The 24113-nt window shown below is 70.8% G+C and carries 22 protein-coding genes and 1 pseudogene; 17 read left to right on the top strand and 6 right to left on the bottom strand.

Annotated features, from left to right (window positions below):
- Position 1: 1 nt before the first annotated feature.
- The 3 genes from ACGFIS_RS00250 to ACGFIS_RS00260 are packed head-to-tail and all read right to left on the bottom strand — an operon-like array spanning position 2 to position 3748.
- On the bottom strand, positions 2-1612 hold the full coding sequence (locus tag ACGFIS_RS00250) for a glycosyltransferase family 2 protein (protein WP_392968706.1): 1611 nt from the start codon (positions 1610-1612) through the stop codon (positions 2-4).
- Positions 1602-2618 carry a Gfo/Idh/MocA family protein gene (locus tag ACGFIS_RS00255; protein WP_392968709.1) on the bottom strand — a complete coding sequence of 339 codons (1017 nt, stop codon included), beginning with the start codon at positions 2616-2618 and terminating at the stop codon, positions 1602-1604. The genes ACGFIS_RS00250 and ACGFIS_RS00255 overlap by 11 nt, the downstream gene beginning before the upstream one ends.
- Complete coding sequence (locus ACGFIS_RS00260) at positions 2615-3748, bottom strand: DegT/DnrJ/EryC1/StrS family aminotransferase (RefSeq protein ID WP_392968712.1); 1134 nt, start codon at positions 3746-3748, stop codon at positions 2615-2617. Before ACGFIS_RS00260 ends, ACGFIS_RS00255 begins: the two co-directional genes overlap by 4 nt.
- Before the next feature lie 294 nt (positions 3749-4042).
- Here ACGFIS_RS00260 and ACGFIS_RS00265 point away from each other — a divergent pair, with 294 nt between their 5' ends.
- The 11 genes from ACGFIS_RS00265 to ACGFIS_RS00315 all read left to right on the top strand — a co-directional run bounded on the left by ACGFIS_RS00265 (position 4043) and on the right by ACGFIS_RS00315 (position 14818).
- On the top strand, positions 4043-5236 hold the full coding sequence (locus ACGFIS_RS00265) for a sensor histidine kinase (RefSeq protein WP_392968715.1): 1194 nt from the start codon (positions 4043-4045) through the stop codon (positions 5234-5236).
- 113 nt (positions 5237-5349) lie between these two features.
- On the top strand, positions 5350-6102 hold the full coding sequence (locus ACGFIS_RS00270; RefSeq protein ID WP_392968718.1) for a LytR/AlgR family response regulator transcription factor: 753 nt from the start codon (positions 5350-5352) through the stop codon (positions 6100-6102).
- Between the two features lie 83 nt (positions 6103-6185).
- Entirely contained in the window at positions 6186-6674 is a 489-nt protein-coding gene (locus ACGFIS_RS00275) for a hypothetical protein (RefSeq protein ID WP_392968721.1), read from the top strand.
- The gene (locus tag ACGFIS_RS00280) at positions 6671-8398 is read left to right on the top strand and encodes a cation acetate symporter (protein ID WP_392968724.1); all 1728 of its coding nucleotides are present in this window, start codon (positions 6671-6673) and stop codon (positions 8396-8398) included. Before ACGFIS_RS00275 ends, ACGFIS_RS00280 begins: the two co-directional genes overlap by 4 nt.
- Positions 8399-8687: 289 nt before the next feature.
- The gene (locus ACGFIS_RS00285) at positions 8688-9038 is read left to right on the top strand and encodes a DUF485 domain-containing protein (RefSeq protein WP_392910174.1); all 351 of its coding nucleotides are present in this window, start codon (positions 8688-8690) and stop codon (positions 9036-9038) included.
- Positions 9035-10645: a cation acetate symporter gene (locus tag ACGFIS_RS00290; RefSeq protein ID WP_392910176.1), complete on the top strand. Its 1611-nt coding sequence runs from the start codon at positions 9035-9037 to the stop codon at positions 10643-10645. The genes ACGFIS_RS00285 and ACGFIS_RS00290 overlap by 4 nt, the downstream gene beginning before the upstream one ends.
- Positions 10646-11250: 605 nt before the next feature.
- Entirely contained in the window at positions 11251-12786 is a 1536-nt protein-coding gene (locus ACGFIS_RS00295) for an ATP-binding protein (RefSeq protein WP_392910179.1), read from the top strand.
- Positions 12787-12815: 29 nt separating this feature from the next.
- Complete coding sequence (locus ACGFIS_RS00300; protein ID WP_392910181.1) at positions 12816-13250, top strand: roadblock/LC7 domain-containing protein; 435 nt, start codon at positions 12816-12818, stop codon at positions 13248-13250.
- Positions 13247-13612 (top strand): DUF742 domain-containing protein, encoded by a 366-nt coding sequence (locus tag ACGFIS_RS00305; RefSeq protein ID WP_392910184.1) that lies wholly within the window; start codon positions 13247-13249, stop codon positions 13610-13612. Before ACGFIS_RS00300 ends, ACGFIS_RS00305 begins: the two co-directional genes overlap by 4 nt.
- Positions 13593-14174, top strand: coding sequence for an ATP/GTP-binding protein (locus ACGFIS_RS00310; protein WP_392910186.1), 582 nt, complete (start codon positions 13593-13595; stop codon positions 14172-14174). The genes ACGFIS_RS00305 and ACGFIS_RS00310 overlap by 20 nt, the downstream gene beginning before the upstream one ends.
- Before the next feature lie 59 nt (positions 14175-14233).
- Positions 14234-14818: a GAF domain-containing protein gene (locus tag ACGFIS_RS00315; protein ID WP_392910188.1), complete on the top strand. Its 585-nt coding sequence runs from the start codon at positions 14234-14236 to the stop codon at positions 14816-14818.
- 15 nt (positions 14819-14833) lie between these two features.
- Here the strand turns inward: ACGFIS_RS00315 and ACGFIS_RS00320 are convergent, their stop codons facing one another.
- The gene (locus ACGFIS_RS00320) at positions 14834-16357 is read right to left on the bottom strand and encodes an acyl-CoA dehydrogenase family protein (RefSeq protein WP_392968726.1); all 1524 of its coding nucleotides are present in this window, start codon (positions 16355-16357) and stop codon (positions 14834-14836) included.
- 401 nt (positions 16358-16758) lie between these two features.
- On the opposite strand from ACGFIS_RS00320, the gene ACGFIS_RS00325 reads away from it, so the two are divergent.
- The 4 genes and pseudogenes from ACGFIS_RS00325 (at position 16759) to ACGFIS_RS00340 (ending at position 19368) form a co-directional block, all read left to right on the top strand.
- Positions 16759-17178, top strand: a complete 420-nt coding sequence (locus ACGFIS_RS00325) for a PGPGW domain-containing protein (RefSeq protein WP_392968729.1) — start codon at positions 16759-16761, stop codon at positions 17176-17178.
- Positions 17179-17321: 143 nt separating this feature from the next.
- A complete protein-coding gene (locus tag ACGFIS_RS00330; RefSeq protein ID WP_392910193.1) occupies positions 17322-17678 on the top strand; it encodes a hypothetical protein in 357 nt (118 codons plus the stop codon).
- 114 nt (positions 17679-17792) lie between these two features.
- Positions 17793-17954, top strand: a pseudogene (locus tag ACGFIS_RS00335) (SAM-dependent methyltransferase); the annotation flags it as partial.
- A 274-nt stretch (positions 17955-18228) separates the two neighbouring features.
- Positions 18229-19368 (top strand): flavin-containing monooxygenase, encoded by a 1140-nt coding sequence (locus ACGFIS_RS00340; protein ID WP_392968732.1) that lies wholly within the window; start codon positions 18229-18231, stop codon positions 19366-19368.
- Between the two features lie 80 nt (positions 19369-19448).
- Here the strand turns inward: ACGFIS_RS00340 and ACGFIS_RS00345 are convergent, their stop codons facing one another.
- Both ACGFIS_RS00345 and ACGFIS_RS00350 read right to left on the bottom strand, forming a co-directional pair.
- Positions 19449-20999 (bottom strand): long-chain fatty acid--CoA ligase, encoded by a 1551-nt coding sequence (locus ACGFIS_RS00345; RefSeq protein ID WP_392968735.1) that lies wholly within the window; start codon positions 20997-20999, stop codon positions 19449-19451.
- Positions 20986-22344 (bottom strand): PucR family transcriptional regulator, encoded by a 1359-nt coding sequence (locus ACGFIS_RS00350; RefSeq protein ID WP_392968738.1) that lies wholly within the window; start codon positions 22342-22344, stop codon positions 20986-20988. The genes ACGFIS_RS00345 and ACGFIS_RS00350 overlap by 14 nt, the downstream gene beginning before the upstream one ends.
- Positions 22345-22560: 216 nt before the next feature.
- Between ACGFIS_RS00350 and ACGFIS_RS00355 the strand changes: the two genes are divergently transcribed.
- Positions 22561-23319, top strand: coding sequence for an ABC transporter ATP-binding protein (locus ACGFIS_RS00355; protein ID WP_392910200.1), 759 nt, complete (start codon positions 22561-22563; stop codon positions 23317-23319).
- Positions 23316-24113, top strand: a complete 798-nt coding sequence (locus ACGFIS_RS00360; protein WP_392910202.1) for an ABC transporter ATP-binding protein — start codon at positions 23316-23318, stop codon at positions 24111-24113. Before ACGFIS_RS00355 ends, ACGFIS_RS00360 begins: the two co-directional genes overlap by 4 nt.

The raw sequence follows: 24113 nt of genomic DNA on the forward strand, positions 1-24113 counted from the left end.
GCTACTTACCTCCAAGGGACGTCGCGCGCCGGACCCTGCGGGCCACGGCCCGGGCCGGACGCACCGGTCGCGTCTCGATCACCGTGCCGGGTTTGTCGGCCTGGGTCACCGACAACCGGTGGGGCCTGGCGCGATGCCAGACCAGTTCGCCGCGCGGGCCGGAAAGGTCGGCCGGCACGGGGATGTCGTGTGTCCGCCCGGACGCGTCAACGGCCAGCCGCAGGGTGTGCCTCGTCCTGGCGGGCCCGACGAGCAGCGCCAGGGGAATCCGGACCGTGAACGTCAGCCCCTCCTCGCCCGCGGCCCGGTCGACGGCGTTCAGCTCCACGCGCTGCTCGGTACCGCGCCCGGCGAGGGTGAGGCGGACGGTCGCCGGGTCCTCGGCGCCGGGACCGGTGAAGGGCGTCCGGACGGTGACCTCCAGGTCTCCCCCCGCGTGTCGCGCGCCGACCGCCCGGACCTCGTCCAGCAACCGCCTGCGCAGCCCCTTCGTGATCTCGTACAGCTCGCCCGGCAGGTTCGCGTCCGGATCCTCGAACCCCTGGTAGGCGTAGTACGCGCGCCCCTCCTTGAGCGCGATGGGGAACCGCTTCCCGTCCGCGTCCGCCTGGATGGCGTCGCACAGCCGGTCGACCTCGCCGTGCTGCGCAAGGCGCAGCCGGACACGGCGCCGGATCGGCAGCAGCGCCAGGACCTCGTCGGATACGTGCCGCTCGACGAGGGCGCCGACGCGTGCGCACACGTCGCGCCGCGCGTCGTCGTCGAGCTGGAGCAGGCCCTCACGGAGCGGCTTCGTCAGTTCCCACTTGGCGTGCCGGTGGGTGATCCTGTCCCGTCGCGGTCCCGGCTCGATCAGCCCGGCGACGAAATCGAAGAGCCGCTCGGCGCACTCCAGCCGGGTGTAGACGTCCACGGTGCCCTGCGTGATGTTGCCGTCGTCCTCGCGGAGCATCGCGTAGTAGCAGGTGTAGTCGGCCAGCACCGAGATCTTCCCGGCGCGTACGCACGCCTCGATGGTGAAGGGCTGGTCGCTGCCGATCCGCATGTGCTCGGGAAAGCGCAGCTTGTGCCGTTCCACCAGGTCGCGGCGGAAGAGCTTGCAATTGGACAGCAGCCAGGGAAGCGGGGAGTCGTACAGGTCGACGTCGGGGCGGTTCTCGGTGAACAGATCCTGCCGTATCTCCCGCCCGTTGACGCCCTCCATCTTGCCGACGAGGACGTCCGAGCCCCACTCGTCGGCCGCCGCCACCATCCGCTCCAGCGCCTCGGGGCCGAGGTGGTCGTCGGCGCCGACGAAGTAGACGTAGCGGCCGGACGCCACGTCCAGGGCCCGGTTGCTGGGGGCGGCGGGGCCGCCCGAGTTCGGCTGCCGCAGCACCGTGACGACGTCCGGGTACTCCTCGGCGAACCGGTCGAGTTCGGCTCCGCCGCCGTCGGTGGAGCCGTCGTCGACCGCGACGACCTCCATGCGGTCGCGGCCGATGCTCTGCCCCACCAGCGAGTCCAGGCAGGTGGTGAGGTACGGCATCGTGTTGTAGACGGCGACGACGACGCTGACGTCGGGTTCCCGCGTGCCGGTCGGCCCGGCGGTCTCCGGGGTCTCAGACGGCACCGAGAGCCTCCGGGGCCTTGAGCGTGACGCTCTCCCCGAGCCTCGCCGACTCCAGGACGGCGGCGGACACCTCGACCGTCCGCAGGCCCTGCCGCAGCGTCACGATGTCGCCGCCGCCCGCGAGGAACGCGTCCCGGAACCGCTCGTGCTCGACCAGCAGCGGTTCCCGCTTCGGGATCGCGTACCGGATCATGTCGCCCTCGGAGACGCCGCGGAACGTCCGCAGTACCTCCCATTCGGTGCTCACCTCGCCGTTGGCGTAGAACGTGAGGTCCGCCGTGAGCGTGTCGGCGACGAAGCAGCCGCGCAGCCCGGTGACGACGGTGGTGCGCTCCTTGAGCGGGCTCAGCCAGTTCACCAGGTGGTTGACCATGGAGCCGTCGGACAGCCGCCCGACGGCCGCGACCATGTCCTCGTGCGGGCGTCCGCTGCGCGCCACCGTGTGCGCGCAGACCGACACGTAGTGCTGGCCGGTGACCCACGCGGTCAGGTCGATGTCGTGCGTGGCGAGGTCCTTGACGACGCCGACGTCCGAGATCCGGTGCGGGAACGGCCCCTGCCGGCGGGTGACGACCTGGAACACCTCGCCCAGCTCACCCGCCTCCAGCCGGGTTCGCATGCTCTGCAGCGCCGGGTTGTAGCGTTCGATGTGGCCGACGCCGGCGACCAGCCCGCGCGACTCGAACGCCGTCACCAGCCGCTCGGCCGCCTCCACCGAGTCCGCCAGGGGCTTCTCGATCAGCGCGCCGACCCCGGCCTCGGCCAGCGCCAGCCCGACCTCCTCGTGCAGCGCCGTCGGGCACGCCACCACCGCGTAGTCGATGCCGAGCGCCAGCAGGTCCGGAAGCGTCTCCAGCAGCCGGACGCCGTGCGGCGCGCTGCCCGGCTGCCCCGCCGGGTCGACGACCCCGACGAGGTCGACGCCGTCGAGCCCGGACAGGACCCGTGCGTGGTTGCGTCCCATCACGCCGAGCCCGACCAGGCCCGCGCGCAGCGGCGCGCTCACTTCGCGTCCCCGGTCGCGGCGCCGGTTCCACCGGCGGTCTCGTTCACGGCGTCGGCGACGCGCGCCAGGTCGTCCTCGGTGAGCGAGGGATGCACCGGCAGGGACAGCACCTGCGCCGCCGCCCGCTCCGTCTCCGGCAGGTCCCATCGCGGATCGGGCCGCCCGTCCTTCAGGTAGGGCTTCAGCCGGTGGACGGGCGTCGGGTAGTAGACGGCGTTGCCGACCCGCCGCTCCTCCAGGTGCCGCTGGGCGGCGTCGCGGTCGCCCCGCACCCGGACGGTGTACTGGTGGTAGACGTGCCGGGCGCCGGCCGCGACCGGCGGCGTGACCGCCGCGGTGATCTTCGCGTCCAGGAACCCGGCGTTCGCGCGGCGCCGGTCGGTCCAGCCGGGCAGCCGCTTGAGCTGCTCGCGCCCGATGGCCGCGGCGACGTCGGTGAGCCGCAGGTTGGCGCCGACGACCTCGTTGGCGTAGCGCTGCTCCATGCCCTGGTTGCGCAGCAGCCGCATCGTCCGGGCCGTCTCCGCGTCGGCGGTGGTGATCATGCCGCCTTCGAGGGCGTGCATGTTCTTGGTCGGGTAGAAGCTGAAGCAGCCCACCGTCCCCATCGCTCCCGCCGGGGTGCCGTTCAGGGCGGCGGCGTGCGCCTGGCAGGCGTCCTCGACGACGGCGAGCCCGTGCTGCTCCGCAAGGGGGCCGATGCGGTCCATGGCGGCCGGGTGGCCGTAGAGGTGCACCGGCATGATGGCGGCCGTGCGCGGTCCGATCGCCGCGGCGACGGCGTCCGGATCGAGGCAGAACGAGTCCGGGTCGATGTCGGCGAAGACGGGTTCGGCGCCGGCGAGGCGGACGGCGTTGGCCGTGGCCGCGAACGTGAACGAGGGGACGATGACCTCGTCGCCGGGGCCGACGCCCAGCGCCCACAGGCTCAGGTGCAGCGCCGACGTCCCGGAGTTGACGGCGACGCAGTGCCGTCCCGCCACGAGCGCGGAGAACTCCTCCTCGAACGCGGCGACCTCCGGTCCCTGGACGACGCGTCCGCTGCGCAGCACGCGCACCGCGGCCTCGATCTCGGCTTCCCCGATCACCGGACTCGCCGCGGGGATGGGCCCTTCCGACTCCACGGGCATGCACAGGCTCCTTACCACTGGGGACGTGTCGGCCACATGGCTTCCTTGCCTGGCGGGAAACGGCGCACGACTGCGCGCGTACAAACTGGGGAAGACTCGCCCGACGCACGGATTCTAGCCAAAATGGGCGGTGATGAGGACGTTCCCCCTTCATTGGCTCCCACGGGGGAGGACGCCGGGTCGCGCGGTCGTCACGGCCGGGGGCCGCCGCCCGGCGGACGGTTCCCCGGAACGCGCCGAGGAGGCCAGGTGATCAAGGTCACAGGCGGTGGCGACGCGGCGTAGGTTTGCGGGATGAACGTGGTCATAGCCGTCATCGCGACGCTGCTGGTGACGTGGATTCCGGCGCTGGTGTGGTGGCGGCGGCAGGGACGCGGCGGTGACCTGGGCGGGCCGGCGCGGCGCGCGACGTTCGAGACGCTGCACACCGCGTCCCGGGCCGCGCCCGCGTTCCGGGCCGGGCTGACCGAGCAGGGCGCGCAGAAGGCCGCCCGGCAACTGCGGGCCCTGCTCGACTGCGCCGCGCTGGCGATCACCGACGGGGAGCGGCTGCTGGCCTGGGACGGGGAACACGACCACCACGCGGAGGAAGGCCCCAAGCACGCCGAGGTCACCCTGAACAACGGGCGCACCCAGGTCCACGACGTGACCTGCGACCGGCTGGACTGCCCGATCCGGCGGGTCGTGGTGGTGCCCCTGGCCACCGACGACCGCGTCATCGGGACGCTCGCCGCCTACGGGGAGGACACCCCCGCCGGCCTTATCCGCGCCGCCGAGGAGGTCGCCCAGTGGGTGGACGCGCAGCTCGAGCTGGCCGAACTCGACCACTCGCGGACGCTGCTGATGGAGGCGGAGATGCGGGCGCTGCGGGCCCAGATCTCACCGCACTTCATCTACAACTCGCTGACCACCATCGCCTCGTTCGTCCGGTCCGACCCCGAGCGGGCCCGGGAGCTGCTGCTGGAGTTCGCCGGGTTCACCCGCTACTCGTTCCGGCGGCACGGCGACTTCACCACGCTCGCCGAGGAACTGCGCTCCATCGACCGGTACCTGCTGCTGCAGCGCGCCCGGTTCGGGGAGCAGCTCCGGGTGACGCTGCGGATCGCGCCCGAGGTGCTGCCGGTCGCCGTGCCGTTCCTGTCCCTGCAGCCGCTCGTGGAGAACGCCGTCCGGCACGGCCTGCAGGACAGGTCGGAGCCCGGGCTCATCACGATCGTCGCCGAGGACGCCGGGTCCGACTGCGTGATCAGCGTGGAGGACGACGGGATCGGCATGGACCCCGACGACGTCCGGCGCCTGCTGGCGGGCGAGGTGCGCCCGCCGACCGACGACGGCGACGCGGCCGGGATCGGGCTCGCCAACGTCGACGACCGGCTGCGGCAGGTGTACGGCGACGAGTACGGGCTCGCCGTCGAGACCGGGCCGGGCGCCGGCACGAAGGTCATCGTCCGCGTCCCCAAGTACCGGCCCGGCGTGACCGCGTCCTGAGGCGTGACCGTGCGTGTGCCCAAGTACCGGCCCGGCGTGACCGCGTCCTGAGCTCTTGACTCTCGGGCGTGCATTGACTGGAATGTCCGTGCTACGTGGGAAGGGACGGTGTCGTGGGCCTACGTGTCCTGGCCGTGGACGACGAGGCGCCCGCGCTGGACGACCTCGTGCACCTGCTGAGCGCCCACCCGCGGATCGGCGAGATCCACACCGCCCGGGACGGCGCCGCCGCGCTCCGCAAACTCGACCGGGCCCTCGCCGAGGGACGTCCCATCGCCGCGGTCTTCCTCGACATCCGGATGCCCGGCCTGGACGGCACCGTCCTCGGCCGGTTGCTGGCGCAGTTCGCCCGCGCGCCGAAGATCGTCTTCGTCACCGCCTACGAGGGCCACGCCGTCGACGCGTTCGAGATCAAGGCGACGGACTACATCCTCAAGCCGGTCCGGCCCGAGCGGCTGAACGAGGCCATCAGGCGCGTGACCGAGGCCACCGACGAGGACGACGACGAGGCCGCGGACCCGGCCGAGCCGGAGCCGATGCCCGTCGAGCTGGGCGGGGTCACCCGGTTCGTCACCCCCGCCGAGGTTCTCTACGTCGAGGCGCAGGGCGACTACGCGCGGCTGCACACGTCCACCGGAAGCCATCTGGTGCGCATCCCGCTGGCCGCGCTGAGCGAACGCTGGACCGGCGCCGGGTTCGTCCGGGTGCACCGCAGCCACCTGGTCGCGCTGTCGGCGATCAAGGAGCTGCGGCTGGACTCGGGGCGCTGCACCGTCCTGGTCGGCGACGCGGAGCTGCCGGTGAGCCGCAGGCACGTGCGTGAGCTGCGCGACCTGCTCGTGCGCAGGGCGAGGCGATCCCCCTGAGCCCCGGCGAGCCCGCCCCAGGCGAGCCGCCTCCCGCCGGGCCCGCTCCGAATGGGCCGGGTCCGGGCGAGCGGCCGACCGCGATGGCGCCCGGCCGGGTCCTGGTGACCGGGCCGCGGACCCGCGCCGTCCGCCGGCCCCGCTACCCCGTCACCCTGGAGATCGACGAGCAGACCGGTCTCGGCGAGGCGTACATGCGCTCGCTGCTGCGCACCCAGCTCCGGCTCGCGCTCAGGCTGTGCCTGGTGCTGGCCGCCGTGGTGATCGGGCTGCCGCTGCTGTTCGTCCTGGCCCCCGAAGTGCGCGAACAGGAACTGCTCGGCCTGCCGCTGCCGTGGGTGGTGCTCGGCGGGCTGATCTACCCGTGGTTCGTGGCCTGCGGCTGGTGGTACGTCCGGCAGGCCGAACGCAACGAGGACGACTTCGCCGAACTGGTCGACCGGACCCCGGCCCTCAACGACACGCCCGCCGCCGCTGACGTGCCCGCCGCCGGTGACACGCCCGCCGCCGGTGACGTGCCGGCCGCGGGTGACGTGCCGGACTCCCGTGACGCGTCCGCCGGCCGGCCATGAACGCCGCCTACGGACTCGCCGGGGTCCTGCTGGTCGTCGTCGCCACCATCCTCATCGGCGTGCTCGGGCGCATCTCCCGCACCACCTCCGACTTCTATGTGGCGTCCCGCACGGTCACGCCGCTGCGCAACGCGTCCGCGATCGGCGGCGAATACCTGTCCGCCGCGTCGTTCCTCGGCATCGCCGGGCTCATCCTCGCCTACGGCGCCGACATGCTGTGGCTGCCCGTCGGCTGGACGGGCGGCTACCTCGTCCTGCTCGTCCTGGTGTCGGCGCCGCTGCGCCGCTCCGGCGCGTACACGCTGCCGGACTTCGCCGAGGCGCGGCTGGAGTCCATGTCGGTGCGCCGCGTCGCCAGCATCCTCGTCGTGCTGATCAGCTGGCTGTACCTGCTGCCCCAGTTCCAGAGCGCCGGGCTGGTGCTGCGGACGGTGACGGGCTGGCCGGTGTGGACGGGCGGCGTCCTCGTCGCCGTCGTCGTCGCCGTCAACGTCCTCGTCGGCGGCATGCGCAGCGTCACCCTCGTCCAGGCGTTCCAGTACTGGATGAAGCTCACGGCGCTCGCCGTCCCGCTGATCTTCCTGCTGCTGGCCTGGCGGTACGACGGCGCGCCCGGCCTGTCGGGGGACACGCCGCCGCAGTTCGCCGACCGCACCACCGTCTCCGTCGGCCTCGCCGTCACCGTCGACGTCACGACCCCCATCCAGGTCGTCGTGGACGGGCGGGTGGACGGGCGGCCCTACGACGCGGCCCCGCTCACCCTGAACCCCGGCCCGCATCACATCGCGCAGAACACGTCCGTCACGTTCCCCGCCGGCGCCGACGTGCCCCACGTGAGCGACCGGCCCGTCACCACCGACCACGAGTGGGCGATGCCGCTGGACGGCCGCCCCCACTCCCTCTACGCCACGTACTCGCTGATCCTCGCCACGTTCCTCGGGACGATGGGGCTCCCGCACGTCCTCGTGCGCTTCTACACCAACCCCGACGGGCGGGCCGCGCGCCGCACGACCGTGATGGTGCTGTCCCTGCTCGGCGCCTTCTACCTGCTGCCCGCCCTGTACGGGGCGCTCGGACGCCTCTACACCCCCGAACTGCTGATGACGGGACGCGCCGACGCCGTCGTCCTCACCCTCCCCGGGCGGCTCATCGGCGGCACCGGCGGAGACCTCCTCGGCGCGCTGGTGACCGGCGGCGCGGTCGCGGCGTTCCTGTCCACCTCGTCCGGGATCACCGTGTCCGTCGCCGGGGTGATCGCGCAGGACATCCTGCGCGGCGGGGTGCGCTCGTTCCGCGCCGGCACGCTGCTCGCACTCGTCGTCCCCCTCACGCTGGCGATCACGGCCCGTTCGCTCCCCGTCGCCGACGTCGTCGGGCTGGCGTTCGCCGTCGCCGCGTCCACGTTCTGCCCGCTGCTGGTCCTCGGCGTCTGGTGGCGGAAACTGACCGTGCCGGGCGCGCTCGCCGGCCTCACCGCCGGCGGCGTCCTCGCCGGCACCGCGGTGATCGTGACGATCGCGGCGGGGCCGCCGGGCGGGTTCATCGGCGCGCTGCTCGCCGAACCCGCGGCCTGGACGGTCCCGGTCGCGTTCGCCACCATGATCGTCGTGTCGTGGTGCACGCCGGGACGGGTACCGCCCGGCGTCGCGCGCATGATGGTGCGCCTGCATACACCGGAGTCGCTCGCTGTCGACCGCGGGACGTGGCGACCGAAACGGGTGTGACCGTGCGCCTGCACGCGCCGGAGTCGCTGGCCGTGGACCGCGGGACGTGGCGACCGAAACGGGTGTGACCGTGCGCCTGCACACGCCGGAGTCGCTCGCTGTCGACCGTGGGACGTGGCGAAACGGGTGTGACCGTTCATCGCGTCAAACGAACCGTTCACCGACAGGGCTCGCAGACCAGCGACGATGAACGGCAGCTGAACGCAGCCCCGCGCCCGCCCCCTCGATCGTTCCCGGCCTCGTCCATACCGTGGCGCGTGACCGGCGTCACAAAAGAGGAGGGGCGGTCGTGTCCGTCGATAAGAACGCCTCCGGCACCGTATATGAACGGTTCCAGAGCACCACGGAGTTCCAGGATCTCCGGCGCAGATTCCGTAGATTCGCATTTCCCATGACCGCGGCATTCCTCAGCTGGTACCTGCTCTACGTCGTGATGTCCGGGTGGGCGCGCGGCTTCATGGGCAAGGAAGTCGGCCCGTTCAACATCGCCCTGTACTTCGGGCTGCTTCAGTTCGTGTCGACGTTCGCCATCGCGTGGCTTTACTCGCGGCACGCCGAGCGCAACCTCGACGCGGCCGCCGACAAGATCCGCGCGGACATCGAAGCCGAGACCGCCGGGACCGCGGAGGAGGCCCGATGAGCCACGAAACCCTGTCGATCCTGCTGTTCGTCTCCTTCGTCGCCGCCACGCTGGCGATCACCGTCTGGGCCAGCCGGAACACCAAGGACGCCACCGACTTCTACGCGGGCGGCCGCTCCTTCTCCGGCGCGCAGAACGGACTCGCGATCGGCGGCGACTACATGTCCGCCGCGTCCTTCCTCGGCATCGCCGGGCTCATCGCGCTTTACGGCTATGACGGGTTCCTGTACTCGATCGGGTTCCTCGTCGCCTGGCTCGTGGCGCTGCTGCTCGTCGCGGAACTGCTGCGGAACTCGGGCCGGTTCACGATGGCGGACGTGCTGGCGTTCCGGATGAGCCCCCGTCCCGTCCGCACCGCCGCCGGCGTCTCCACCATCGTCGTGTCGATCTTCTACCTGCTGGCGCAGATGGTCGGCGCGGGCGCCCTGGTCGTCCTGCTGTTCGGCTTCACCAGCGAGTTCGCCAAGGGCGCCACGATCGCGATGGTCGGCATCCTGATGATCGTGTACGTCGTGTTCGGCGGCATGAAGGGCACCACCTGGGTCCAGATCGTCAAGGCGTGCCTGCTGATGACGGGCGCGACCCTCGTGACGATCCTGGTCCTCGCCGAGTTCGGCTTCAACCTGTCCAGCCTGCTGAACGACGCGGCGGCGCAGAGCGGCGAGGGCGGGAAGTTCCTGGAGCCCGGCCTGCGGTACGGCACCGAGGAGCAGGGCCTGTCCGGCAAGCTCGACCTGATCAGCCTCGGCCTGGCCCTCGTCCTCGGCACCGCCGGGCTGCCGCACATCCTGATCCGCTTCTACACCGTTCCGACGGCCCGCGACGCCCGCAAGTCCGTGATGTGGGGCATCGGGATCATCGGCGCCTTCTACCTGCTCAGCCTCGTCCTCGGCTTCGGCGCCGCCGCCCTCGTGGGCAGCGACGAGATCCGCGCCGAGAACGCGGCGGGCAACACCGCGGCACCGCAACTCGCCGAACGCGTCGGCGAACTCGTGTTCGGTTCCGCGGGCGGCACGATCCTGCTGGCGGTGATCGCGGCGGTCGCGTTCGCGACGATCCTGGCGGTCGTGTCCGGTCTCACCCTGGCGTCGTCCTCGTCGTTCGCCCACGACCTGTACGCCCACGTGTTCCGCAAGGGCAAGGCCACCGAGCGCGAAGAGGTCCGCGTCGCCCGCATCTCCGCCTTCGTCATCGGCGCCGTCGCGATCGTCCTCGGCATCTTCGCCCAGCGCCTGAACGTGGCGTTCCTCGTCGCCCTGGCCTTCGCGGTCGCCGCGTCCGGAAACCTGCCCGCGATCCTCTACAGCCTGTTCTGGAAGCGGTTCAACACCCAGGGCGCCGTCTCCGCGATCTACGGCGGTCTCGGCTCGGCGATCTTCCTGGTCGCCTTCTCCCCGGTCGTCTCCGGTTCCGAGAAGGCCCTGTTCACCGACTCCGACTGGAGCTGGTTCCCGCTGAGCAACCCGGGGATCATCTCCATTCCGTTCGGCTTCCTGGCCGGCTTCATCGGCACCGTTCTCAGTAAGGAGTTCAACGCGGCCAAGTACGCCGAGATCGAGGTCCGCTCCCTCACCGGTGCGGGTGCCGAAGAGGCGACCAAACACTGAGATCTGCCGCGCGGGCGACCGTCGCCCGGTCCCGCGCGGCCCGCGGCCCCGCCCCCCGCCCCGGGGCGGGGCCGCCCCCTGTCATCCCCCGTTCCGTGCGTGAGATCGGTTCTACCACCCGTCAGCCGCCCCGTATCGCATCACCGACCGCCCTTTCCATCGTTTGCAGCTGTCCCTTTCGTTGAACCGGCTTGCGGTGCCCGGTGACGATGGCCGTCAAGTAGGGCGAAACTTGGACATTTCCGGACGGATTGCTAAATACTGCCCATGGGCCGCCGGAACTTCGGCAATCCGCACTTCCTTGATGGGGCGTTGTGTCAGCCTAGATACGAGCTGTACACGTATGCGTACGCGTCACTCAGAATCGTGATCTTGCTGTCGACGCACCGAGGACGCCGATGCCTGACTTCTTCGAACCTGCCGCCGGCGCCGAGCACCAGGACGTCCGACGAACCGGCAGGTCGCTGACCCGTGGTGAACGCCGGAAGAGCAGTGGTCGACAGAGCGGCATACGCGCCTTTCACCTGACCATTTCCTTGGTTCCCGCCGCCATTGTGGGACTTCTCGGCCTCGCCGCCGTGGCGGTCCTGTACGACGGAGACGCCGTGAGCCGCCAGACGCGCCTGCTGCTCGCCATGGCGGTCGTAGGGGCCGCGATCACCCTGGGAGCCGCCGTCGCGGCGGCGGAGGCGGCGACCCGCCGGGTGCATCAGCAGCGCACCCGATCGGCCGTCCACCTGCAGCGGCGGCTGGGCGAGCTGGGTTTCCTGGTAGCCCGCGGCCGGCGGGACCTGCAGAGGCTGGCCGAGGGGCTCAGCACCGGTGAGAAGGCCGCACCGTGCAGCGAGGACCTCCCCGTCCCCGACACCGGCGACGCCGTCATGCTCCTCACGTACGAGCTGCAAAGGGCCCAGGCCGCGGCCTGGAACGCCATGCTCGACGTCGCGAGCCGCGAACCCGCCGGCGACGTCGGCCAGCGGGTCGGCGTCTACGTCAACCTCGCCCGGCGGATGCAGTCGCTGTCCCACCGGGCCATCCAGGGCCTCGACGCCCTGGAGAACCAGGTCGAGGACCCGGACCTCCTCAAAGGGTTGTTCAAGGTAGACCACCTCAACACCCGCCTGCGCCGCCAGGCCGAGAGCCTCGCCGTGCTCGGCGGCACCCCGTCGCGCCGCCAGTGGACCAAGCCGGTGACCGTGTACGAGGTGCTGCGCTCGGCCATCGCCGAGGTGGAGCACTACCACCGCGTCAAGGTGGTGCCGCCCATCGACGGGAACCTGCACGGCGGTGCGGTCGCGGACGTCGTCCATCTGCTGGCCGAACTCATCGAGAACGCGACCAAGTTCTCCCCGCCGGAGACGCAGGTGCTCATCCGCGTCGAGAACGTCAGCGCGGGCCTGGCCATCGAGGTCGAGGACCGCGGCCTCGGCATTCCGCGGGGGGACCAGCGGCGGCTGAACGCCCTGCTCGCCGAACCCGAGCGGGCCGACCCCGACGAACTGCTGAAGGACGGGCGCATCGGACTCCTCGTGGTCTCCGCGCTCGCTCGCCGCCACAAGACCCGCGTGCAGCTCCAGGGCAATGTCTACGGCGGCACACAGGCCATCGTCGTCGTGCCCAAGGAACTGGACGGCAGCGACGCAGAGGAGGCCGAGGTGCGGTCCCAGACGAAAGCGGTGACCCCCCGGCCGGCTCCGCCGCAGGCCGTGTTGAGCGCATCGGTGCCCGCCGCGGCCTCACCCTCGCAGCCGGCGTCTCTCCCCGGCTTCGAGGAGGGCGTCGAGGCCCGGCCGAGTCTGACGTTCAGCGACCCCCATGTCCTCGATGCCCGGCTGCCCGACCCACCGGTCCCCGCGCACGACGAGCGCCCGGCCACGCCCGCGCAGCCGTCCGGCTCCCCGGCCGGAGTGCCGGACTCCGGCACCGGGCCGGGCCTTCCGGGCGCCCCCGGTGAACGGCCGCGGTTGCCGCAACGCCAGGCCCAGACCCACCTGGTGCCCGAACTGGCCACGGCCCCCGCTCTCCAAGAGGAAGAGCAGGAGATCGAACCGAACCCCCGGTTGATGGCGGCATTTCAGAAGGGCCTGCGCAGTGCTCAGGAGAATGACGCCGCTGCAGATGGTCCCGACGGTCCGAACTGACGAGGATCACGAATGATAAGGAGCGTCCATTGAGTGCTGTCTCCCCGAACCAGACCCAGGACCTTGCTTGGCTGTTGCGGGGGCTGGGCGAGGAGGTTCCGCTCATACGCGGCAGCGTGCTGCTGTCCTCCGATGGCATGCTGAAGGCGGCCTATGGCTTCGACCGCACCAGTGCGGAACAGTTCGCCGCGCTCGCGTCGGGCCTCTTCTCCATAGCGCGCAGCGCCGGAACGAAGTTCGACCACAGCAACGAGGTACGGCAGGTGGTGGCGGAGCTCAAATCCAGCCAGCTGTTCATCTCGTGGGCCGGTTCCAATTCCGTGCTGGCGGTGCTGGCGAAGGCGGAGGCCGACCCGGCCATCGTCGGTTTGGAGATGGTCCGGCTGATCAAGTCCGTGCAACCCTTCCTGCACACCGCGGCACGGTCGGCGGCATCGACCGTCAATGGAAATCGATCGCTATGACGGCCGGTTCCGACGAGGTCTGGCTCGACGAGGACGCCGGGCCGCTGATACGCCCGTACACGGTGACCGCCGGCCGCACCCATCCGACCGTCGACCTGGACCTGCTGTCCCTGGTGGTGGCGGCCGGCCCGCTTCCGCCGGCCATGGATCCGGAGCACGGCAAGGCGCTTGAGGTGTGCCGCACGCCGACCTCGGTCGCCGAGGTCGCGGCGCATCTGCGGCTTCCCGTGATCGTCACCAAGATCGTCCTTTCCGATCTGGTGGAGCGCAGGGCAATAGAGCTACAAACGGCTTATTCCGCGACCGACCCCACCGACCGAGCCCTTCTGGAGAAACTGCTCGATGGCCTACAGCGAGTCTGAGGTGCCCAGCACCCAGGTCAAGATTCTCATAGCGGGTGGTTTCGGCGTCGGGAAGACGACGTTCGTCGGTGCCGTGAGCGAGATCGAGCCGCTGAGCACCGAGGAACTCATCACCACGGCCAGCGTCGGAATCGACAACCTCGGAGGAGTGGAGGGCAAGTCGACCACGACCGTGGCGCTGGACTTCGGCAGAATCACGCTCGAACAGCACGGGATCGTTCTCTACCTGTTCGGAACTCCGGGGCAGCGGCGTTTCTGGTTCCTGTGGGACGAGTTGTCCGCCGGAGCGCTGGGCGCCATCGTGCTCGCCGACACCCGCCGCCTGGAAGACTGCTTCGAGGCCGTCGACTTCTTCGAGAACCGGGGAACCAAGTTCCTCGTCGCGGTGAACGAGTTCGACAACGCATACCGCTACGGACCCGACGAGGTGCGATCCGCCCTCGGACTCGGTCCGCGCGTGCCGATCGTGCTGTGCGACGCACGGGACCACCTCTCGGCCATTTCGGCGCTGAGGGCCCTGATCCAGCACCTTATCGCAGCCGCCTCCTCCGCCTCCGTCTGACGCAGAACCGCAATGATCATGCTCCGCCATCGCACACCCAGCCATACATGGAGGTCCCCGTGACGTATCAGTCCAGTGACCAGGAATACGAACTCTCCGCCCGTTCATTGATACCGACCGACCATGAGGCGTCCCAGCGTGCGGCGCGGCTGCGGGAGCTCGGCCTGGGGCAGGCACGGGAGCACGAGTTCGATGAGTTCGCCCATGAAGTCGCCGTGGACGCACAGAACCTCGTTGGGCTCCACAACACCCCGGTGGCCTTCGTGAACCTGGTCGGCGACGATCAGTTCATCGGCGGTGTCTACACACCGCCGGCCGCCGCGGCCGTCGTGGGAGGAATCCTCGGGGCGAGGATTCCCCTTAACGCGGGCTACTGCCCGCATGTCGTCGTCCGGCGCAAGGCGCTGATCCTCGACGACGTTCTCGACTATCCGCGTTTCGCCGGTAATCCGATCGTCGACAAGCTCATGGTCCGCAGCTACGCCGGAGCTCCGCTGACCGACCGCACGGGCACGGTTCTCGGCACGATCTGCGTCGTGGACAGCGAACCGCGCCCGTGGGGCAAGGCCGGGCTGGAACTCATGAAGCGGCGGGCGGCGGACCTGGTCGACCGGATCCACCGCCGCGAGGGCCTGCCGGGCTAGTCGCCCGGTACGTCGTCAGCCGACGGCGGTCGCCGCTTCGCCGCCGCCCTGGTCGTGTCGGATCGGGAACGGGGACGGGCTGCCGGACCCGGCGCCGACCGGCCGCGCCGTGCCATTGGTGTCGAGGATGCCGGTGGCCAGCAGGCGGAATTCCGCGGCGACACCGGCGATGTCGTTTCTGAGGAACTCGATGGCGTGCCGGACCCTGGCGGGGTCGGCGCCGGTCTCAGCGGCCCAGCCGACGACCTGGGTGATCGCGAACAGGTAGGCGATGGCGCGGCCGGCCAGGACCTGATGTTCCTGGCTCAGGCGCTGATCGAGGAAGCTCAGGTCCGCCTGGAGCGTCGTGACGCCGGCCGCCGTGAGCGGCCATTCGGCCAGGAATCCGCTGAGCGGCCGGCCGGCCCGCCGGGTCAGGCAGTGCGCGGCGAGCTGCTGGCTGAGCATGTCGTTGTTGCCGTCGAAGACGGTGAAGACCCGTGAGTCCAGGAACGCCTGACCGGCGATGTTGGTGGGCGATCCGCAGCGGTACCCTTCACCGCCGGTCAACTGCTGGTAGTGCTGTGCCGCGCTGACCATCCTCTCGGTGGCGACGGTTTTGAGGGCCTGTACGGCGGGGAACGCGGGGGTCATGTCGGCCTTGAGGTCCAGTGCCGTCTGCACGTAGTGGCTGAGCGCCTCGCAGATGGTGGCGGAGGTGTCGATGGCCGCGAGCCTGTAGTTCACGAACCCGATTTTCGACTGCAGCTTCCGCCCTATCTGGCGGCCGTCCGCGTACGCGTGCGCCTCGCGGCTGATGCGGCGCAGGAATCCGGCTCCCGCCGCCGCCAGCAGCGCCCGGGAACCCATGAACAGGTCCACCGAGTTCAGGCCGGTTTCCTCGGCGTCGATCCGCCGGTGCCGGGGGACGATCACGTCGATATCGTTGACTCCGTAGTCGAGCAGCTTCAATCCGAGTGCCTCGAACAGCTCGACGGTGCGGAATCCCTCGTTGCGCCTGACGACGAAGTAGCCGTACTCGCGGCGGTGTGCGTGCTTCGCGACGACCAGCCACCAGTGTGCGGAGGAACTCAGAGCCTGCCAGTGCTTGCGGCCGCGGATCCGGTAGCCTCCGTCGACCTCCTCGAAAGTGGTCGTCATGGCGGACAGGGCCGAGCCGGCGCCCGGTTCGGTGGCGGCGAGCCCGGCCGTCAGCGGCTCGCTGCCGGCGAACAACGGCAGCATCTCCTGTTTGACCTCGTCCCCGGCCCACTTCACGACGGGCAGGAGCGCCAGTGCCGTGTTGACGATCACGTACACGCCGAGCGCCAGGTTCCACTCGGAGGTGGTCTCGACGATCCGGCACATCTCGACGTGGTCGTCGCGGCCTCCGTACTCCTCGGGCAGAGTCGGAAGCCGGACCCCGGCTCTCACAAGGAGCGCCCAGCCGTCGGGGGAAAGGTACTCCTGCGGATAGGTCGCTGAATCGAACTTGGAGGCGACCGTGTCGATGCCGGCGAGGAACTCATGAGTTGACAGAGACAGTAGATCGTGCGTCATGGTGTCCGCTCTCACGGGGTCGGCCTGTCAGTGCAGGGGGAAGCCGTCGGGCTCTGGCGATCAAGAGCATGCTGAAGTCCGGTTCACTGGCAACAGCAGACCAATCAATCACCTTCCGATAAGTCCGATTTCAGGGCATACCTCATCGTCAATCGAGCGGTCACGTTGCACAAGGAACATCTGGCTTACCGTAAGTGTGCCCAAAAACCCGATACCTCGTGTGGCCTGCACACACTCACGGATCAGTAAGGTTTTTTCTCTGCGGGCAAGGGCCGCCCGATGCCCGGCCCGACCGGGTCCGGCGTGGCCGGTGACCCGGACAGGCCAGGGTCGTGGACCCCACCCCGCCGCCGTTAGCGTGGGACCGTGCGGGCGGTGGTCCCGCCGGACGGAGGGGGAGCATGGGATACGGGAGGTCCGCCAGACGCGGTGTGATGCTCGTCGTCGGCGGGACCGTTCTGCTGGCCGGCGTCTCGCTGCTCGTCCTGCCCGGCCCGGGGATGCTGATGGTGCTGGCCGGGCTGCTCATCCTCGCCCGCGAGTTCCCGTCGGTGAACCGCTTCGTCGAACCCGTCCGGATGCGGGCGATCCAGGCGGCGGAGGAGAGCGTCACCTCGTGGTGGCGCCTCACCGGGTCGGTGCTGACGGGGCTGGCCCTGATCGGGGCGGGTGTGCTGTGGGGTCTTGAGCCGAGGCTGCCGCTCAGCGGGTGGAGCACCGGGTCGGGCCTCATCCTGTCCGGAATCATCCTGTTCGCCCTCCTGTACTGGAGCTACCTGCGCGTCAAGGCGCGGCGGGCAGGGGTAAAACGGGACGGCTGAAACCGGCCGGACGAAGTTTGTCCGGCGGATTTGATCCGGCGAGCGGGTATGACCGTGCCATGGGTATGGGCATTGTTCTTCGAGTACTCGTCGCCGCTGGACTAGCGGCAGACGCCATCATCCACTGGCGTTTCGCGCCTGGCATGGCGCCGGGACCCAACACTCCGAGCGACACCATTCCAGGGGACACGCTGTTCTACGCCCAGGCGATCGCGGCCGCGGTGGCGGCCGTGCTCGTCCTGGTGTGGGCGCGCAGGTGGACGTACGCGATAGCGTTCCTGGTCGCCGCTAGCGCCGCCGGCGCCGTCCTGATCTACTACTTCGTCGACTTCGGGCAGCTCGGTCCGATTCCGCGCATGTACGACCCGTCGTGGTACGCGGACAAGACGATCAGCCTGGCGGGTGAGCTCATCGCCGCGATCGCCGCGCTGATCGGATTCTTCACCGTCGGGCGGACCCGGGACCGGGACAGCGAGTCAAGCGCCGTCCCGGCCCCCTGAGGCGGGGGTTCGCCTCGCGGAGGCGGGCGGAAGCACCGAAGGCCGTATCCGGCCGCACGCACTGTGTGCGGCCGGATACGCCAGTTCCTCGACGTCGGCACCGGCCTGCCCACCATGGACAACGTCCACCAGATCGCTCACCGGCAGGCGCCCGGCTCGCGCGTGGTCCACGTCGACAACGATCCGAACGTCTGCGTCCACGCCTGCGCGCTGCTGGCCGACGACCCCGGCACCGTCGCGGTCGTCGAGGAGGATCTGCGGCGCCCGGAGCGGATCCTGGCGCACCGCGAGACCCGCCGCCTGATCGATTTCGACGAGCCGCTGTGCGTCCTGGCTTCGACCCAGTCGGCGACGCGGCCCTGGAACCCCTTGGCCCGCTGCGCCGGATGGCGCCACGCCCAGTACCAGACGTTGCCGACGAGGTTGGTGGTCGTCTCGTTGCCCGCCCCGACCAGCAGGTGCAGGAACGCGATGATTCCAGCGCCGACACCGGCCACCCGTGCATCCTCAAACATTTTGTTGTTTCATGAAGTGTTGATATGTTCGCGCCATGTCCACCAACAGGTCCACCAACGGATCCGCAGGCACGTCCACCGGCACCGCACCGGTCGTCATCGTCGGCGGTGGCCAGGCCGGTCTGGCCACCGCGCACACCGTCCAGGCGCTGGGCATGGGACGCCCGGTCGTCCTGGAGGCCGCGGACCGGCCGGCCGGGTCATGGCCGCGGTACTACGACGGCCTCACCCTGTTCTCCCCGGCCCGGCGCAGTGCCCTGCCCGGCGCGCCCTTCCCCGGCGACCCCGACGGCTACCCCGCGCGTGACGAGGTCGTCGCCTACCTCGCCGACTACGCGTCCCGCCTGGACGCCGACATCCGTACCGGTCACCGCGTCGAACGGGTGAGCGCCACGGGCTCCGGCGGGTTCGAGGCCGTCACGGTGGACGGCGAGGTCTTCGCCGCGTCGCTGGTGATCGCGGCGACGGGCGGGTTCAGCCGCCCGCACCGGCCGGAACTGCCGGGGCTGGACGCCTTCTCCGGCACGGTCCTGCACTCGGCCGAGTACCGGCGGCCCGAACCGTTCGCCGGGCGGCGGGTGGTGATAGTGGGCGGCGGGAACTCGGCCGTGCAGATCGCGATCGAGCTGGCCGCCCACGCGCGGGTCACCCTGGCCACCCGCCACCCGCTGCGCTTCATGGCGCAACGCGTCCTGGGACGGGACATTCACCTCTGGCTGCACCGGACCGGGCTCGACACCGCCGGCTGGGCGCGCCCGCTGCTGACCGGGGGCAAGGGCACCCCGGTCATGGACACCGGCACCTACCGGGACACCATCGCCAAGGGGAATCCCGACCGCCGCCCCATGTTCACACGCCTGGACGGCGACCAGGTCGTCTGGAGCGACCAGACCCGGGAGCGGGTGGACGTGGTGCTGCTGGCGACCGGGTACCGGCCGGGCGTGGAGTACCTGGACGGGCTCGGCGCGCTCGACGCCGGCGGGCGGCCACGTCACGACGGCGGTGTCTCCACCACCCATTCCGGGCTCGGGTACGTCGGGCTGGAGTGGCAGCGTTCGTTCGCCTCCGCCACGCTGCGCGGGGTCGCGGCGGACGCCCGCCACGTCCTGAACCGGCTGCGCAGGCAGGGGCGTCCGGGTGCTCGGCGGCCGGCGCGGGCCGGGCGTCCCGCGTGAGCGTGCCCGGCCAGGCCCCCGCACCGGCTCCGGGGGCCGGCCGTGCGCCGCCCGCCGGGAGCGACCGGCGGGCGCGGCCACTAGTCGTGCTGCCGCCTGGCCGGGGCGAGGCTGCCGGGGTGGTCGTCCGGCGGCGCGGTGTCCGCCGCGGTGTCCGCCGCGGGGAACGGCCCGAGGGCACGCTTGAGGATCTTGCCGGTGGGGCTGGTCGGCATCTCGTCCACGAACCACACGCGCCGCGGATACTTGTACGCGGCCACCCGTTCCCTGACCCACAGGCGCAGCTCGTCCGCGGTCGCGGGGGCGCGCAGTGCCACGGCGGCCGCGATCTCCTCGCCGACCTCGGGATGAGGGAAGCCGATGACGGCGGCCTGGCGCACCGCGGGATGCTCGTACAGGACCTCCTCGACCTCCCGCGGATACACCGTGTAGCCCGCCCGGATGATCACGTCGCGGCGCCGGTCGACCAGGAAGAAGAACCCGTCGTCGTCGACCCGGCCAAGGTCGCCGGTGTGGAACCAGCCGTCGCGGATCGCGTCCGCGGTGGCCTCCGGGTTGTTCCAGTAGCCCTTCATCACGTTCGGCCCGCGCACGATGATCTCTCCGATCTCGCCGCACGGCAGCTCCCGGCCGTCGTCGCCGACGACCCGCATCTCCACCTCGCGGACCGGCTGCCCGATCGACCCCTGCCGGCGGCCCGGGCCACCCCGGTTGGACGCCGACAGCGGTGAGGTCTCGCTCAGCCCGTAGCCCTCGATGATCGGGCAGCCGTACCGCGTCTCGTACACGCGCAGCACGTCCAGTGGCATCGCCGCGCCGCCGGACACGCAGATCCGCAGCAGCGACAGGTCGGACACGCCCGGCTGGTCGAGCAGCGCGATGTACATGGCCGGGACGCCGTGGAACACCGTCACCCCGTCCCGCCGGATGATCTCCAGCGCGCGGCCCGCGTCGAACCGCGGCAGCAGGGTGAGCCGCCCGCCCGCGTGGATCGTGGCGTTGAGCGCGCACGTCTGGCCGAACGCGTGATACAGCGGGAGCGCGCCTAAGACGACGTCGTCCACGCCGAGCGCGAGCATCCGCGCCACCGTCTCGGCGTTGCCGGCGAGGTTGCCGTGGGTGAGCTCGATCCCCTTGGCGCGCCCCGTCGTCCCGGCGCTGTAGAGGATCACGGCGGTGTCGTCGGCGGCCCTCGGGACGATGTCGGGCTCGGGCGCCATCGTGCGCAGCAGCCTGCGGAACTCGCCCGGCACCACGAACATGAAGTCGGTCCGCGTGTCCGCCGTCCCCTCCTCGACGGTCTCCGCGTACGCGTGCCACGCGATCACCAGCCGGGCCCCGCTGTCGTCGAGATACGCGGCGATCTCCCGCCGCTTCAGCAGCGGATCGAGCGGGACGACCACCGCACCGATCCGCATGGCCCCGTAGTAGACGACGGCGAACTCGGGGACGTTCGGGAGCATCACGGCGACCCGGTCGCCGGGCCGGATCCCGCGTCTTCGCAGCAGCAGACCCGTCCGCGCGCTCAGCAGGTCCAGCGCGCGATAGCTGAGCCCCTCCCGGTCCAGAGTGAGAACCGTCCGTGCACCGAGCCGTTCGGCGGCGGTCCGGAGGCGCTCAGCGAGGTTCATGCGCCGACGGTACGTCGGCGGTCCCGTCCGTCTCATTGGTCGTGGAGACCAGTCTTTTCCGCCCGGAATTGGTGGCGGGTGGCAACACGTCCTGGAGGGCGATGGCGACCAGCAGATCGACCAGATCGGTGAAGTGCCGGAGGTTGCGGCCGGTCCGCTCCTGGATGCGGCGGAGCCGGTACTGGGCGGTGTTGTGGTGGATCTGCAGCTGTTCGGCCGCGGCGCGCAGGTTCAGGTCCGCGGCGGCGAACGCCCGGATCGTGGCGGTCAGCACCCCGCCGCGCATGCGGTCCTCCGACAGCAGTTCCGCGACCCGGGGATCGACCAGGTGCCGGGCGGTGTCGTCGGCCCGCAGCGCCATGTAGTCGAACGGCGAGATCCGCGGCAGCGCCGCCACACCGCCGTCCTCGGGCAGGTAGTCCAGGACGCTTCGCGCCTCCTGGTAGGCGCGGGGGATCTGCGCCATGCCCTCGACGACGGTGCTGATCCCCATCGCCAGGACGATGCCCTCGGCGAGGAGGTTCTCCTGGACGGCCTGGAGCCGGTCGCACAGCTTCCCGACGTCGCCGCCGGGGCCGAGCGACGGCACCGCCACGATCTCCGACTGCCGCACGACCGAGAGCGTGCGGTGCTTGCTGACCTCGGTCCGGGCGATCGCCGCGCACGCCGCGTGCTGGGCGTCCACCTGGGCCTCCGCCCCCACCAGGACGGCCGCCACCACCACCAGCGGGGTGCGCGAGTCGGGGTTCAGGCCGTGCGAGTGCGCGGTCGCGAGCTGCGGCCCGCGCGCGGGCGCCTCCCCGCCCAGCAGCAGCTCCACCAGGTCGCGGCTCTCCCGGACGGTCTCCGCCGCGGCGTACTGCTGGAACTCCGCGTACGCGTTGGCGGCGTGCGTGCTGGCGAAGTCGCAGTACCGCATCAGCGGGGACGCCAGCGTCAGCGCCGCCTCCTGACCGGCGTACGACCGGCCCGCGTGCTCGACGACCGCCTCCCAGAAGACCTGCTGGCCGACCCGGAAGGCGTTGATGTAGTCGGCCAGTGCGAATCCGGCCTGGGCGCGGCGCATCGAGGCGCGCCGCGTGAAGGCGATGTCCTCGAAGGTGACCGTGCGTTCCTCCAGGAGCACGGCGAGTTTGGTGCGGTAGTGCCGGCCCACCTGCTGGCGTACGTCGGCGCAGAAGTCGGCGCCCTTCGCGCTGTAGGCGGGGATCTCCTCGCGCATGGTCTCGACGGCCTTGTCCGCCAGCTCGTCGACGACGTGGAGCAGTTCGGCGAGGATTCGTGAGCGTTCGGTACGGAGTGTCTCCGTATCGCTGATCGTTCCCGTGCTGAGTGCAGCGGACATGTCCGGATGATTGCCGTCTATCTCTCCAGCGTCAACGGTCCGTGACACGTCCGAGACGCACGCTGTGCGGGACGGACAATACCCAGGTCACATCTTGGGTTCCCGTGCCCAATGTGCGCGCTGAGCGGCGGATTTTACGGTGAGGGCCCTGCTCCAGAACACCGTTCTGTGGCGACCGCCCGAGGCGGCGCCGCCGCACCCCGCACAGGAGGCCGGATGCTGGAGGTTCACGATCTTACCGTTCGCTTCGGAGGCATCACCGCCCTGGGGGGTGTCGGCTTCGAGGTACGGCGCGGCGAGATGGTGGGTTTGATCGGACCGAACGGCGCCGGCAAGACGACCCTGTTCAACTGCCTGACCCGCCGCTACAACGCCGACGGGGGCACCGTCACCTACGACGACCGGGACCTGCTCGCCGTCGCGCCCCACGCGATCGCCGAGCTCGGGATCGCCCGCACGTTCCAGAACCTGGGGCTCTTTCCCCGCATGTCCGTGCGGGACAACGTCATGGTCGGCGCACATCACCATGGCCGGGCCGGGTTCGTCAGCGCGAGCCTGCGGCTGCCGTCCGTCCGCAGCGAGGAGCGGAGGCTGCGCGGCGAGGCCGACGACCTGCTGGAACGGCTGGACCTGACCGCGGTCGCCGGCCATCCCGCCGCCGGGCTGCCGTTCGGCACCCTCAAACGGGTCGAGCTGGCCCGCGCCCTGGCCGCCCACCCCCGGCTGCTGCTGCTGGACGAGCCCGTCAACGGCCTCAGCCTCGGCGAGGTCGACGAGTTCGCCGGCTGGCTCCAGTCGATCCGCGACGACTTCGACGTCACCGTGATCGTCGTCGAGCACCACATGGGGTTCGTGATGGGCACCTGCGACCGGGTGGTCTGCCTGGACTTCGGCAAGAAGATCGCCGAAGGCTCACCCGAGGAGGTCCAGCGCGATCCCGCCGTCATCGAGGCCTACCTGGGGACAGCCGCATGAGCGAGCCGAGCGAGGCCACAGAAGCTACAGAAGCCACGGAAGCGACGAACGCCACGGCGGCCGCAGAGGGCACCGACCAGGACTTCCTCGTGGTGGACGACCTCCATGCCGGCTACGGCGACGTGCGGGTGCTGCACGGGGTGAGCCTCCGGGTCGGCAAGGGCGAGATCTGCGCGATCCTCGGGCCGAACGGAGCCGGCAAGACGACCCTGCTGCGGGCGCTGTGCGGGATGATCCGCGGCCGCGGCGCCGTCCGGCTCGATGGGACGGCGCTGTCGGGGCGTTCCCCGGAGACCGTCGCCCGCCGCGGCGTGGCGCACGTCCCCGAGGGACGCGGCACGTTCATGCCGCTGACGGTCGAGGAGAACCTGCGGCTCGGCGCGTACGCGCGGCGGGACCGGGGCGCCGTCCAGGCCGACCTGGAACGCGTGTACGGCTTCTTCCCCGTACTGAAGGAACGGGTCAAGCAGCCGGCGGGCAGCCTCAGCGGCGGTGAGCAGCAGATGCTCGCGATCGGCCGGGCGCTGATGTCGCGGCCCCGGCTGCTGCTGCTGGACGAGCCGTCGCTCGGCCTGGCCCCGCTGGTGACCAGGGAGCTGTTCGGCATCGTCCAATCGATCAACCAGGAGGAGCGGACCACCGTGGTCGTCGTGGAACAGAACGCACATCTGGCGCTGGGCATCGCCGGGCAGGCGCACGTGCTGGAGAGCGGCCGGATCGTGCTGTCGGGCTCGGCGGCGGAGATCCGGGCGGACGAGCAGGTCGCCCAGTCCTACCTCGGATACCGGATCTAG

The sequence above is a fragment of the Spirillospora sp. NPDC048824 genome, from assembly GCF_043198455.1.
Taxonomy (GTDB): domain Bacteria; phylum Actinomycetota; class Actinomycetes; order Streptosporangiales; family Streptosporangiaceae; genus Spirillospora.